The sequence below is a fragment of the Acidovorax sp. genome, from assembly GCF_016783915.1.
Classification (GTDB): domain Bacteria; phylum Pseudomonadota; class Gammaproteobacteria; order Burkholderiales; family Burkholderiaceae_C; genus Acidovorax.
Genome location: NZ_JADHVT010000024.1, coordinates 11,450 through 25,300, shown reverse-complemented (window position 1 = coordinate 25,300; position 13,851 = coordinate 11,450). Strand labels below are relative to the sequence as shown.

The following is a 13,851-nucleotide window of genomic DNA, read 5'->3' as shown; positions in this document are numbered from 1 at the left end:
CTTACCCTGTCGTCCGTCAATGGTCCAGCACCGCCGCCATGGCGGCTACGCAGTGGTCCATGGAGGCTGCCTCGAACATGTCCTGCTGCAGAAAACCCGCCATCTGCGGCTGCAAGCGGATCGCCTCGTCCAACGCAGGGTCAGAGCCGCTCATGTACGCCCCCACCTGCACCAGGTCCCGGCTCTTCTGGTAACGTGAATACACTGCGCGAAACCGCCGCGCCAGGTCAAAATGCCCACGCGACACCACGTTGTGCATCACCCGCGATGCCGATTGCTCAATATCGATGGCCGGGAAGTGCCCGGTCTCTGCCAAGGCGCGTGACAACACAATGTGCCCGTCCAAAATGGCGCGCGCGGCATCCGCGATCGGATCCTGCTGATCATCGCCCTCCGACAGCACGGTATAGAACGCAGTGATGGAGCCCACACCATGCAGGCCATTGCCGCTGCGCTCGACCAGCTGTGGAAGTTTGGCAAAACATGACGGCGGATACCCCTTGGTCGCAGGCGGCTCGCCGATGGCCAAGGCGATTTCCCGTTGCGCCATTGCGTATCGGGTGAGTGAATCCATGAGCAGCAGCACATGCTGACCCTTGTCGCGGAAATGTTCGGCTACCGCCGTGGCATAGGCCGCGCCCTGCATGCGCAACAAGGGCGGCGCGTCAGCGGGAGCCGCCACCACCACCGACCGCGCACGGCCTTCCTCTCCCAGGATGTCTTCCACAAACTCCTTGACCTCGCGCCCCCGCTCGCCAATGAGCCCCACCACGATCACATCGGCCCGGGTATAGCGGGCCATCATGCCCAGCAGCACACTCTTGCCCACCCCAGAGCCCGCAAACAGCCCCAGCCGCTGACCACGCCCTACGGTCAGCAAGGCATTGATGGCGCGCACACCGGTATCCAAGGGCTCGCGCACCGGGTCCCGGTCCATGGCATTGATCTGCCGCCGCCCCATGGGTTCAGACACCACGTCCTGCACCGGCCCGCCATGGTCGAGAGGCAGGCCCTGGGCATCCACCACACGCCCCAGCAATCCGTCGCCCATCGGCAAACGCAGCACTCCGGCGCGTTGCACGGGCCGAGGAGGTTCGCCCAAGCGGGGCATGGGGACATAGGGCGCAGCTGGCACCACGCTGGCGCCACTGGACAGCCCATGGATGTCGCCAGCCGGCATTAAAAATGCACGGTCGGCAGAAAACCCCACAACCTCAGCCAACACCGGTGCGTGCCCCGGCATTTGCACCATGCATTGCGAGCCCACAGGTACGCGGATGCCCACCGCCTCCAGCACCAGGCCCGTCAGCCGGGTGAGCGTACCGCGCGTCTCCAGCGGCGCACCTTCGGCCACGCGCTCGCGCGCGTCGTCCATGAACCGGGTCCAGGCAGAAGCTGTGTCAACGGTCATCGCCATCCCCGCGCTCCCCGTCGTCCCAGGGCGACTGCAGCCCCAGCGACGCAATGGCACGCTGCCATCGCTTGTCGATGCTGCCATCGACGACCGTGCCCGCCGACTCCACCAAGCAGCCCCCCGCAGGCACAGCGGCATCAGCCATCCACTGCACACCGGGCGCGTTGATCTCCTCGCGCAGAGGTACGGCCATGGCCTCCATGTCCACCGGATTGAGCCGCACGGTAGCTGGACGCCCCTCGCTCACCAGCATGCCAACGGCTTCCCGCACCACAGGCAGCAGGGCATTGGGGTTGACCGACAGCTCTTGGCGCACCACTTGGCGCGCGATGTCGCACGCCAGCTCGAGCACCTGCTGGGCCATCTGCTGCTGCATGTCGATCAGGCTCGCGTCCAACGTCTGCAGCACGCTCTGCAGGCGCTGCGCCGCCTCTTGCCCCTGCTGGGCAATGTATTCATCCATGCGGCGCTGCCACTCCAGAGCGGTCTGCGCCTGCCCTTGGGCAAAGCCTTCTGCATACGCATCGTCGCAGGCCTGCTGGAAAAGCGCCTGCTGTGCCGCCTCATCCAACTCGGCAGGTAGCTCCGCCACGGGCTCAGGCTCGGAATCAGGCTCCACCAGGTCGGATCCGTCTACTGCCGCAAACTTCCATTGTTTGAAGTCACCGACCTCCTCGCTGGGAATGAACCGCGAATAAGACCGCTGGTTAGACGAAGGCATCATCACCACCGCCTCCGATCACGATCTGGCCTTCGTCAGACAGGCGACGCACTGTCTTGAGGATTTCCTTCTGCTGCGCCTCGACCTCAGACAGCCGCATCGGGCCGCGCGATTCGAGGTCTTCGCGCAGCGCGTCGGCAGCACGCGAAGACATGTTGGAGAGGAATTTTTCCCGCAGTTCGGGAACCGCTCCTTTAAGGGCCACGATGAGGGTTTCGGATGCCACTTCCTTAAGTACCGTTTGAATGGCCTTGTCGTCGAGCTTGAGAACGTCCTCGAACACGAACATCTTGTCCATGATCTTCTGCGCCAGGTCGGGGTCGTAGCCCCGGATGGATTCGAGCACCACAGCGTCCATGTTGCCGCCCAGCAAGTTGATGATCTCTGCGGCAGCCTTGACGCCGCCCAGCGAACTCTTGCGGATCTTGTCCCCGCCCGCCAGCACCTTGAAAAGCACTTCGTTCAGGTCCTTGAGGGCCGTGGGCTGGATGCCTTCGAGCGTAGCCACGCGCAACAGGATTTCGCTGCGCTGACGGTCGGTCAGGTGCATGAGAATGCCCGACGCCTGGTCACTGTCCAGATGCACCAGGATGGCAGCAACGATCTGCGGGTGCTCGTTACGCAAAAGTTCCGCCACTGACAGCGGATCCATCCACTTGAGGCTCTCGATGCCCGAGACATCCCCCCCTTGCAAGATCCGGTCGATCAGCAGGCCGGCCTTGTCATCGCCCAGGGCACGCTTGAGCACGGCGCGCACGTAGTTGCCGGTATCGGACACCAGCAGGCTTTGGGCTGCAGCCGCGTTGGAGAACTTGTTGATGACCTCGTCCACCTTTTCGCGCGATACCGAGCGCATGCGCGCGATGGTCTCGCCCAGCTTCTGCACCTCTTTGGGCGAAAAATGCTTGAACACTTCCGCCGCCTCTTCTTCGCCGAGAGACATCAGCATGATGGCGGCATCGTGAAGTCCTTGGTCGTCCATGGTCGTCATCCGTGCAATCGGTGGCTAGACGGGCTCGCCGTTCAACCAAGTCTTGAGAATATTGGCTACAGCCACCGGGTTCTCCTTCGCAAGCACCCGCGCCTCCTCCAGCCGCAGCTGCTCCGGTGTGGCTGGCAGCATTTCGTCCTTCTTGCCAGGACCCGCAAGGGCCGGGCGCTCGGGGGTCTCGGCCTCCAGGGCATCCAGCTGGCCACCGGCTACAGACAGCGCCTCAGTCTTCACAATCTTGGGGCCCTTCAGCGCGGGACGCACCAACCCCATCAGAACCAGGGCGGCAAACAGAACGGCTCCCACGGGCCAGGCAAAGGTCTTGGCCAGGTCCATCACTTCAGGCTGCTTCCAAAGTGGAATATCGGTGGTGGGCACCGCAGTGACCTGGAACGGTGTGTTCATCAAGTTGACTGAATCACCGCGCTCACGATTGAAGCCAATGGTCTCGCGCACCAGTGCGGTCATCTGCTCAATCTGCTCGGGGGTGAGTGCCTTGGTCACGGTCTTGCCCTTGTCTTCTGCAGACTGGTAATTGACCACCACAGCAGCACTTAGCCGCTTGACGGCTCCCGAGCTGCCGCGGACCACCTTCACCGTCTTGTCCACTTCGTAATTGGTGGTGGACTCACGCTTATTGGTCTGCTCCTCGGTACCCTGCTGGCCGCCCGCGTTGGGCGCTGGGTTGGCGCCGTTGATGGGCGCTGCCGACGGGGCTGGAGGCTGGTTGGCGACAGCACCAGGCACACCCGTCGCAGTCTTCGTTGCGCTGCCACGGCTTTCCAGCACCTGCTGGCTGCGCACGGCGCTGGAGTCTGGCGTCTGGTTGGGGCGGAATTGCTCGGAGGTGGACTCGGTCTGCGAGAAATCCACCTCGGCCGTTACCTGTGCCTTGACGTTGTCGCGGCCGACCACGGGCTCCAGAATGTCCATGATGCGGCGCGAATACTGCTGCTCCAGTTGCTGCACATACAAAAGCTGCTGGGCATTGATTTCAGCACCAGCCGTGCTGTCGGGCGATTGGGAGAGCAGCTTGCCCGTGTCATCCAGCACACTCACGGCAGACGGCGCCAGCTCTGGCACGCTGGAAGCTACCAGGTGAACGATGCCCGCGAGTTGGGCGCGGTCCAGGATGCGCCCGGGGTGCAGACTCACCAGCACCGAGGCTGAGGGTTTTTGCTGCTCACGGAAAAATCCGTTCTGGTTGGGTAACGCGAGGTGCACACGGGCACTTTGCACGGACGATAAGGCCTGGATGGACCGTGTGAGCTCCCCCTCCAGCCCGCGCTGGAAGTTCAGACGCTCCTGGAACTGCGTCATCCCGAACTTGTTGGACTCCATCAGCTCGAAACCCGCGACGGAGCCTTTGGGGAGGCCCTGCGTAGCCAGACGCAGGCGCACGTCATGCACGCGCTCGGCAGGAATCAGGATGGCGCCACCGCCCTCCGAATACTTGTAGGGCACATTCATTTGAGACAACTGGGCCACCACGGCCCCGCCATCCTTGTCGCCCAGATTGGAAAACAGCACCCGGTAGTCGGGCTGGCGCCCCATCACGACGGCCGCAACGGCAGCAGCCACCAGCAGCGCCACGCCCGCACCCAGCCGCATGCGCTGCGCCCTGTCAAGGGCGGACAGCCGCTGCAGCCAGTTGGGGCTGGCCGGCGTCGGTAGCGGATTGAGAGGGACTTCAGCAACAGCAGACATCTTGCTTTCCATTAAAGCAGGCCCTGCAACAGACCTAGCGTGGGTTCGATTATTCGGTCACGCCCCCAAAATGTTCGCTGGATAAGCCATCCGTTTGGCCATCTATTCAGAGCGATGAATCCCGGGCCGGTAGCTAGGATACGCAGCATACCGCCATTCCCCTACGGATACCGCCATGGACCTTCGCATCTCCAGCTCAACCGCCCCGCTCACGGGCGCTGGCGTGGCGCGCCGTGCTGCAGCGCCGCAAACCACGGGCAATGAAGTCGGCTTCTCCGGCGCGCTGAAGGGCGCATTGCAGTCAGTGAGTGCCGCGCAAAACAAGTCTTCCGAGATGCAAAAGGAGGTGCAAATGGAGAACCCCTCCGTGAGTCTGGAAGAGACCATGGTGGCTATCCAGAAGGCGCAAATCGGCTTTCAAGCCACACTGCACGTGCGCAATCGCATGGTGCAGGCGTACACCGACATCATGAACATGCAGGTGTGAGCTGCTGGTGAAGTATGAAGGCCCCGTTCTCAACGGGGCAGCTGTGTGGCGCTGCGCTGTGCCAACACAAGAAACTATATTTTCGATAGCAGCAAGGACATGCTGCACTAGCGCTTCAGGCACATTTAGTGCATTTTTTGATACAGAGGCGCTTGGCGGTCGAAGTGGCGACAGGTTCAGTACCGCGCACTTTGGCATCCCACTGGACGGTACCGCCCATCACCGCAGTGCTCCGCTCAACCGACAATCCAAGCCCTAACAAGCAACCACCCTTAACCGCTAGGCCACTGCCACACACAGCAGCAGCCCAGGAGCGTTGCACTGCCCGCACTCAGTGCATCATCTGGGGCTGCCCCTCGAACAGATGCTCGAACTGCGCAAGCCAGGGCTCTGCCAGGCAGCGGATCTGCGCATCGTTGCGCAAGATGCGCTGCATGATGCGGGTCTTTTCACGGCGGTGCTCGGGCAGCAACTCGTGCTCTTGCGACTTGAAGCGCAGCTGCTCAATCAGCACGGCACAGGCGCCTTCGTAGCGCACCACACCGTCCCAGTCCTTCAGCTTGGCAGCCTCCAGCATCTTGGCGCTGCTGTCTTCAATCGCCTTGTAATAGTCAATCAGCATGTGGGACATGATCATGCCTCCACCAGCACGGGCTGGCCCGAGGACGATGCTTCGGCAGCACTGGCACCCAATTTTTTGATCTCATTCCACCCGGTGGCCACGGGCTCGATCAGGCGCATGACTTCTTGCATCATGGAGTCGTCGTTGCGGGCATTGGCCAGAGTAAGGCGGTGGATGCAGTAGTCATAAAGCGCACCCAGGTTCTCCGCCAGTTCACCGCCATCGACCTTGTCGAGCGAGGTGCTCAACCCCTCTTCCAGAATTCGGATGGCCTTGGAAATGGCATTGACCTTGCCGAGCACATCACCGCGAGCCATAGAGCCGCGTGCTGTGGCAATGGAGTTGAGAACACCTTCATACAACAGGCTGACCAGCTGATGCTGGTCGATCGTGTGCATGCTGGTCTCTACGTTGATGCGCTGGTAAGCGTTGGCTGCACGGGGGCTGTAGGCGCTGAACATGCTGACAATCCTTCCGAGGTATTACTCAAGTTATCGGCTAGCGCCAGAAAAACTAAAGCCCCTGATTAACCGTTTGATTTGTTCCAAGCAGTGACCTGCTGGGCGATGTACGCGTTCAGGCCATTCAAACTGCTCAACTGGGTATCCAGCGCGTTGTAGCGCTGCGTGATGCGCTTTTCAAATGCATCGACCTTCTCATTCACCCGCGTCTGGTCTTGGCTGTTGCGCTTCAGACTCAACTGCAAGGTGGCATCCTTGGATTTGAAAAACCCGTCATTCGACAGAAGGTTGGTCGTCAGCGCCTTCAGTTGCACAGCAATGCCGTCGGCAGAACCACCTCCCGTGCTCCGGAACAGGTTCTTCACATCATCAGGATTTTCGGACAGGGCTTTGTTGAGCTTGGTGGAGTCGACCGCCAGATCACCACCCAACTGTTGAGTAATACCAATGTCCGCCAGCCGCTGAAAGGCCCCGCCCCCTGTGGTGACCGATTGGATGGCGTTGCGCAGGGAACTTTGCAGGGCCACGGCCGTTGAATCGCCCTGCAACAACCCCGCCGACTTGGTGGCAGCGTCGTACTTGGTGGCATCCTGTAACAGTTGGTTGATGGCGTTGTAGGCTTTCACGAATCCATCAATGTTGGACTGGATCGCAGAATTATCTTTGCTCACCGTGACTTCAATAGGCGCAGTCGTCACCTGTTCAGCCTTGAAAGTCACGCCCGAGATCGTGGACGCAAACGTGTTGGTGGCCGAAGACACGGCAATACCGTTGACCGTGGCCTTGGCATTGGCGGCCGCCTGCGTGACCGTGGAGCCGTTGACCAGGCGCGACAGGCCAGTGGCGTCGGTGTTGCCCGCACTCTGGGGATCCGTATCACCGCCTTCCATCACGCTCAGGCGAAACCCGAATTCTTCACCAGTGCTCTTACTGCGCAGCAGCAAGCGCTCACCCGAAGCATCACTGAGTACCGACGCCGTTACCCCAGCATTGGCGCCATTGATCTTGCTGGCCACGTCCGACAGCTTGTCGCTCGCGCTGATGGCGATATCGACGGGCTGGCCGCTGCCAGGCGTGAACGACGCGGGTGCGACACTCCATTTGCCCAGTTCGAGGCGAAGCGTGCCAGCACCAAGCGCACCACCTACAGGCAGCAATGCTGCCGACGCGGTGGCCTGCGCCTTGGCAAGGCTTTGGACCTCCACACTGAACGTTGTGGGCAGCGTGCCCCCAACGGCAGTGGCGGAAACATATTTTGAGTCGGATGACGTGGTAGCCACACCATTCCAACCGGTCACGCTGGTGAGCTTGCCCGCTGCGTCCTGCAGCGTAGATACCAAGGACTTGATCTGTCCAAAGGCGGAAATCTTGGTATTGACTGTGGCCGCCTGCAGCTTGAGCGTGTCCAGGGGCTTTTTTTCCAGAGCGACGAGCTGGGAGATGATGCTTTTGACATCAAGTCCATTCGTGCCGACACCTGGGGATGAAATGGTTGCCATACAAACCTCCTGAACTGGTCCAACGGAAATTATGGCGCCGAACGGCGATCAAGAACGTCCGTAAACACGCCAGGAAACCCGTCTTATCCAGCGGTCCTGGCACCCGCCTTCCAAAAAGCCAAAGGGCGGCGACAGAAATCTGCCGCCGCCTGAGGTTCGCCAGGGCGCTGCAACGCCTTGGCTGCCTGCCATGCCCGCCGCTTAACGCAGCAGGGCCAACACACCTTGGGGCAGCTGGTTGGCCTGGGCCACCATTGCCGTACCAGCCTGTTGCAAGATCTGGGCACGCGACAGGTTGGCCGTTTCTGCGGCGAAGTCGGCATCCAGAATACGCGAACGCGAGGAAGAAAGGTTTTCCGACGTCACTTGCAGGTTGCTGATCGACGTTTCAAAGCGCGATTGCAGAGCACCCAGCTTGGCACGCTCACCGTTGATGAAGGCCAGGGCCGAGTCCACGGTCTTCAGTGCATTGGTGGCATTGCTGAACGTGGTCACATCCAGATTGGCCACTGTTTGCAGGGCCGAACCACCATTGTCCAGCTGGTTGCTGGTTGAAGTGATGGCGAAAGACTTTTCCGAGTCCAGCGTGATGTAGCCACCGGTGTTAACGTTTTCCACCGTTGCGGCAGCAGAGCTCAGGGTCGTCGTGCCGCCGTTGGCCGCTCCAGCTGCGTCGTAACCGGTGACCGTTACGTTGGCCGCGTTGGCATTGGCCGTATCGCCCACCACGATGTTGTTACCCGTGGCATTGGTCAGAACGATCTGGCTGCCGTCGGAACTCAGAGAAGCATTGATACCGGTCTTGGCAGACTGGTCGTTGATAGCGGACACAGCGGCCGACAGGCGGTCCGTGCCGGTGGCGGAGGTCAACGTGAAGGACACGGTACGTGCAGCGCCGACGTTGTCACCTTCCAGCGTCAGCGAGTAAGAGCCGACAGCCGCCATACCACCCAGGCGCACTTCGGTACGGGCCGTGGCGGTCACACCAGTATCTGCCTTCAGGGCATTGATCTGGTCGGCCGTAGCCTTGGCCGTGGCGCTAGCAGCCACAGTCAGCGTACCGGTGCCCAGTGCTCCACTAATGGCCACGGTGCCTGTGGTCACACCGTTGGTGCCTGCTGTGGCCTGGGTGGCCGATGCGCCAATGCCCGAGCCGTTGGAGGCGACGTTCTGGTTGTTGCCGTACACGCTGGTGCGCAGATTGCCCGTGGCAGCCACGATGGTCTGGTTGGCATTGGCACCCACTTGGAACTGCTGCGTGCCGAAGCTGCCATCCAGCAGCTTGGAACCGTTGAATTCAGTGGTTTGCGAGATGCGGTCCAGTTCGGACACCAGCTGGCCCACTTCCTGCTGCAGGGCCTGGCGGTCGCCGGCGCTGTTGGAGGCGTTGGCCGATTGCACAGCCAGTTCACGCACCCGTTGCAGGATGTCGCCGGAAGCCTTCAAGGCGCCTTCAGCGGTTTGCGCCAGGGAGATACCGTCGTTGGCATTGCGAACTGCCTGGTTCAGGCCACGGATCTGGCTGGTGAAGCGCTCGGAAATCGCCAGACCAGCAGCGTCATCCTTGGCGCTGTTGATGCGCAGGCCAGACGACAGGCGCTGAATGGACGTATTGAGAGAAGTCTGGCTCATACCCAGGTTGCGTTGGGCTGTGAGCGAAGCGATGTTGGTATTGATGGTGGAAGCCATTGCAAATCTCCTGAAAGAACTGACTGAATATGGCGTTGCCGCCAGCCGGGGGCGCCAGCACCGCGCTGGCCTCCTGGGTTCCCAGTGCTGCAGGCCATCTGGTGAACGGCGGGCCGCTTACGGACCGTTGCAATTGTTTTCGGGTCGCCGCCGGAAAACTTGAGGGGCAAACGCACAAGTTGCGCGACTTTTTTGCCGCTTATCTCCCCTACACCAGAAATCAGCGTCTCCACAATCCATCCATCGTTCCCCCATTGACAGCCGGACGGGTGCGCTTGAACCGGCAAACAGATCCGTCTCGCGACGTTAAGGAGTTTCGCCATGGCAGCAACCATCAACACCAACATCAGCTCGCTGACTGCGCAGCGCAATCTGGGCACCAGCCAGATGTCGCTCAACTCAGCCATCCAGCGCCTGTCGTCTGGCCTGCGCATCAACAGCGCCAAGGATGACGCTGCTGGTCTGGCGATTTCCGAGCGCTTCACCAGCCAGATCCGTGGCCTGAACCAGGCTGTTCGCAATGCGAACGATGGGATTTCGCTGGCACAGGTAGCTGAAGGTGCAATGGGGTCAGCGGGCAACATTTTGCAGCGGGTCCGTGAACTGGCAGTGCAGTCGGCCAACGCCTCCAACAGCGCTGGCGACCGCCAGGCCCTGCAACAGGAAGTCGGCCAATTGGTGGCAGAACTTGACCGGATTTCGCAAACCACCGAGTTCAACGGCCAGAAATTGCTGGACGGCACCTTTGGTACGCAACAGTTCCAGGTGGGCGCCAACGCCAACCAGACCATTGTGGCGGCCTCAGCCAATCTGCGCACCAGCGTGTACGGCAACAACCAGAACGTCGCCTCCAACGGCTCGGGCATTGGCGCATCGGCCACCCAGGCCACAGCAGGCACCAACGGCGTGACTACCGGCTCGGTAGCCGTCAGCGGCTACCTGGGCACTGGCACCCTGACGGTGGCTGCAAGTGCTACCGCCAAAGCCACCGCCGACCAGATTAATGCACTACAGGCCACCACTGGCGTGACCGCCACAGCCCGCACCGAAGTGCGCCTGGGTGGCATGGCGGCGGCTGGGTCCTATTCGTTGACGCTGGAAGGTGACAACGTCGGCAGCCCCCGCACCATTTCATTCACGCTGGTCGCAGGCACGGGGACCGACCGCCTCTCCCCAGCCGTGTCGGCCATCAACGAGCAATCGGCCAAGACAGGCATCAATGCCTCGCTCAACTCCGACGGCACACAGATCATCCTGACCAACGCTACGGGCAACAACATCGTGATCGGTGACACCGTCAACGCCAACGCGGGCGCCGTGACCGTGACCGGCTACGATGCAGCCGGTGCCAGCAACGGCGCGACCCAGACGCTCGCGGCCGACGCCAACGTGGAGTTCATCAACACGGGCGGCTACATCACGCTGGACTCCGAAAAGTCCTTCGCCGTGACCTCGGCCAGCAACCAGCTGGACAACGGTGGCTCCTCGCTGCACACGGTGGCCAACCTGGACGTGACCACTTTCACCAACGCCACCGACGCGCTCAAGACCGTAGATTCGGCCCTGGCCTTCATCAACGGTGAACGTGCCAAGCTCGGCGCCCTGCAATCGCGCTTCGAAACCAGCATCTCCAGCTTGCAGATCACGTCTGAGAACCTGTCCGCATCGCGTTCGCGCATCCAGGACGCAGACTTCGCGGCCGAAACAGCCAACTTGTCGCGTGCTCAGATCCTGCAACAGGCCGGTACGGCGATGGTGGCCCAGGCCAACCAGATCCCGCAGGGCGTGCTGTCTCTGCTCAAGTAAGCCATTGCCCGCCCGTACTGCGTGCGATGCAGCAAAAACACGAAACAAAGGGGCCCATCGGGCCCCTTTGCACATGGCACACTGCCACCCCATCCCGCTCCTTTGCTCGTAGATCGACGTCATCGTGCACACCAAACACACCGACCAGGACGCGTCCCGCCTGCAGGCCGCACTTGCCGCCGCTGACTGGCCTGCTCTCACCCGCCTGTGCCGCCAGGTGCTGCGCAAGAACGGCCGCCACCTCAGCGCCCACCGGCTGCTGGGCTTCTCGCTGAACAAGCAGCGCGAGTTCGACGCCGCCCTCAAGGCTTACCGACAGGCCTATGTGTACTGGCCTGAGGACGCCGAGCTACTCGTCAACTATGCCAACGTGCTCATTGAGCAAGCACGCAATATCGACGCCCTGCCCCTGCTGGAAAAAGTGTGCGAACTGCGCCCCCAGCAGGCCATTGGCTGGATCAAGCTGGCCGAATGCTGCTACCTGCTGACCCAACACGACAAGGGCTTTGACGCCAGCCAGAAGGCCGCCGCCCTGGCCGAGACCCTGCACGACCGCGTCGCCGCACTCATGCAAAGCGCCATCCACCGGCGCGAGCTGGGCCAGGTGCGCGAGGCTGTCAAGGACTGCGAGACAGCCATCGCCCTGCGCTACAACGACCCAGGCAACTACACCAACAAGCTCTTGTTCATGCTTGCAGATCCCCAGGTGAACGCCGCCCAGCTATCGGCAGCCGCGCGGCAGTACGGCGCTGTGTTCGAGCCGCCGCTGCGCCCAGAATGGCCTGATTTCCAGGAGCACCGGGGCTCGCCATGGCGGCGCCTGAAGATCGGTTTCCTCTCCCCCGACTTCCGGGTGCACTCGGTGATGTACTTTGTGGAGGGTCTGCTGGCGCAACTGGACAGGCGGCAGTTTGAGGTTTTCGCTTTCTATCTGTTCCCGCGGGACGATCACGTCACCGAGCGCGTCCAGCGCCATGCCGACCATTTTGTGCCCCTGGCCGGTTTCAGCCCGCAGCAGCAGGCCGAGGCCATTCGCGCTCAAGGCATCGACATCCTGATCGACCTGGCGGGCCACACCGGCAACAACGGCCTGCTGACGCTGGCCCATAAGGCTGCCCCGGTGCAAGTGTCATGGCTGGGGTTCCCGGCCACCACCGGGCTTACGGCCGTGGACTACAAGTTCACCGACGAGATCACCGACCCGCCCGGCGCCGAAACGCAGTACACAGAGCAGCTCTACCGCTTGCCCACGCTGTTTGCCTGCTACCGCCCCATGAGCCGCAACCCGCTGTGGCGCTACCAGCCGCGCTACCAGGTGCGCCCGGCGCCCGCGCTCGTCAACGGCTTCATCACCTTTGGCTCGTGCAACAACCTGGGCAAGCTCACCGACGACGTGCTGGCCCTGTGGGGCCAGGTGCTGGCGGCCGTGCCAGGGTCGCGCCTGCTGATCGAAGGCAAGAACCTTGACCGCCCCGATTTTGCGCAGGCCTACCAAGAGCGCTGCGAGCGCTTGGGCCTGCCCCCAGGGCGGGTAGACCTGGTGGCGCAACGCACCGAGAACCAGTACCTGACCTACCACCGCATCGACATCGCGCTCGACCCCTTCCCGCTGACCGGCGGCACCACCACCTTCGACGTGCTGTGGATGGGCCTGCCCATCGTGTCGATGGTGGGCGAGAGCTTCAAGAGCCGCATGGGCGTGGGCCTGCTGGCCTACCTGGGCCGCACCGAATGGCTGGCCGAGACGCCCGAAGAGTATGTGCGCATCGCTACGGACCTGGCCACTGACGTACAGGCGCTGAACACGCTGCGGCTGGGCCTGCGCGGCGAGGTTGAGACTTCGGCCCTCATGCGAGAGGACATCTTCAACCACCACTTCTCGGAAGGCTTGCGTGTCATGTGGCTGCAGTGGCTGGCCAAGGCCGAGCACCCGGACGACCCCAAAGCGCAGGCGCAAGCGATTCAGGAATGGCTGCCCCAGCTGCCTGAGGAATGGACCCACGGCCCGGTACCCGGCGTGGGCTTGAAGCCCGGCCAGCGAGTGAGCCTGCACGAGGCCCATCAGCGCCTGCAGGACCTGGTGGAAAAAGCCAAGGCCACGCCCATCCCCGCGTCTGCCACCACCACCGAGCACCAGATCACGGACCGCCACTGGATCGCCGTGACCGAGCTGGCCGAAACCGTGCTCAGCGCCGTGCCCCACGACCCCGTGGCCCTGGCCTGCCTGGCCGAGGTGGAGCATGCCCACGGCCACACCGAATTTGCGGTGACCTACCTGCAACATGCCACACAGGCGATGGGCCTGGGCTCCACTTCAGCGACCTGACACCCGCAGACGCCTGGCAGCACTGGCTACTCCGCCCAGGTAAATACTATAGATTTAATAGCGCCATGCGCTTATCCATAAAGCGCTATAGCGGCATGTTGAATCATGTTTTCGATCACAAGCCCCTG

Annotated in this window: 11 protein-coding genes; 3 read left to right on the top strand and 8 right to left on the bottom strand. The window is 62.1% G+C overall.

Annotated elements, in window-relative coordinates; genetic code table 11:
- Positions 1 to 16: 16 nt before the first annotated feature.
- From fliI to fliF, 4 genes are read right to left on the bottom strand one after another with little or no spacing between them, the layout of a single operon-like run.
- On the bottom strand, positions 17 to 1,411 hold the full coding sequence (fliI, locus tag ISS20_RS07350; RefSeq protein WP_291435216.1) for a flagellar protein export ATPase FliI: 1,395 nt from the start codon (positions 1,409 to 1,411) through the stop codon (positions 17 to 19).
- Positions 1,401 to 2,138: a flagellar assembly protein FliH gene (locus ISS20_RS07345; RefSeq protein WP_291435179.1), complete on the bottom strand. Its 738-nt coding sequence runs from the start codon at positions 2,136 to 2,138 to the stop codon at positions 1,401 to 1,403. The genes fliI and ISS20_RS07345 overlap by 11 nt, the downstream gene beginning before the upstream one ends.
- On the bottom strand, positions 2,122 to 3,117 hold the full coding sequence (gene fliG, locus ISS20_RS07340; protein WP_056065732.1) for a flagellar motor switch protein FliG: 996 nt from the start codon (positions 3,115 to 3,117) through the stop codon (positions 2,122 to 2,124). The genes ISS20_RS07345 and fliG overlap by 17 nt, the downstream gene beginning before the upstream one ends.
- Positions 3,118 to 3,141: 24 nt before the next feature.
- Positions 3,142 to 4,833, bottom strand: coding sequence for a flagellar basal-body MS-ring/collar protein FliF (gene fliF / locus ISS20_RS07335; RefSeq protein ID WP_291435176.1), 1,692 nt, complete (start codon positions 4,831 to 4,833; stop codon positions 3,142 to 3,144).
- A gap of 175 nt (positions 4,834 to 5,008) precedes the next feature.
- Between fliF and fliE the strand changes: the two genes are divergently transcribed.
- The gene (gene fliE, locus ISS20_RS07330) at positions 5,009 to 5,320 is read left to right on the top strand and encodes a flagellar hook-basal body complex protein FliE (protein ID WP_056065729.1); all 312 of its coding nucleotides are present in this window, start codon (positions 5,009 to 5,011) and stop codon (positions 5,318 to 5,320) included.
- Positions 5,321 to 5,651: 331 nt separating this feature from the next.
- Here fliE and ISS20_RS07325 read toward each other — a convergent pair whose 3' ends face one another.
- The 4 genes from ISS20_RS07325 to ISS20_RS07310 form a co-directional block, all read right to left on the bottom strand.
- Positions 5,652 to 5,951, bottom strand: coding sequence for a flagellar protein FliT (locus ISS20_RS07325; RefSeq protein WP_007860919.1), 300 nt, complete (start codon positions 5,949 to 5,951; stop codon positions 5,652 to 5,654).
- 2 nt (positions 5,952 to 5,953) lie between these two features.
- Entirely contained in the window at positions 5,954 to 6,403 is a 450-nt protein-coding gene (gene fliS, locus ISS20_RS07320; RefSeq protein ID WP_291435169.1) for a flagellar export chaperone FliS, read from the bottom strand.
- Positions 6,404 to 6,468: 65 nt separating this feature from the next.
- Positions 6,469 to 7,902, bottom strand: a complete 1,434-nt coding sequence (gene fliD / locus ISS20_RS07315; protein ID WP_291435168.1) for a flagellar filament capping protein FliD — start codon at positions 7,900 to 7,902, stop codon at positions 6,469 to 6,471.
- 201 nt (positions 7,903 to 8,103) lie between these two features.
- Positions 8,104 to 9,591, bottom strand: a complete 1,488-nt coding sequence (locus tag ISS20_RS07310; RefSeq protein ID WP_291435166.1) for a flagellin — start codon at positions 9,589 to 9,591, stop codon at positions 8,104 to 8,106.
- Between the two features lie 321 nt (positions 9,592 to 9,912).
- Here ISS20_RS07310 and ISS20_RS07305 point away from each other — a divergent pair, with 321 nt between their 5' ends.
- Positions 9,913 to 11,397, top strand: coding sequence for a flagellin (locus tag ISS20_RS07305; protein ID WP_291435165.1), 1,485 nt, complete (start codon positions 9,913 to 9,915; stop codon positions 11,395 to 11,397).
- Between the two features lie 124 nt (positions 11,398 to 11,521).
- Positions 11,522 to 13,723 carry an acetylglucosamine transferase gene (locus tag ISS20_RS07300; RefSeq protein ID WP_291435164.1) on the top strand — a complete coding sequence of 734 codons (2,202 nt, stop codon included), beginning with the start codon at positions 11,522 to 11,524 and terminating at the stop codon, positions 13,721 to 13,723.
- Positions 13,724 to 13,851 lie beyond the last annotated feature (128 nt).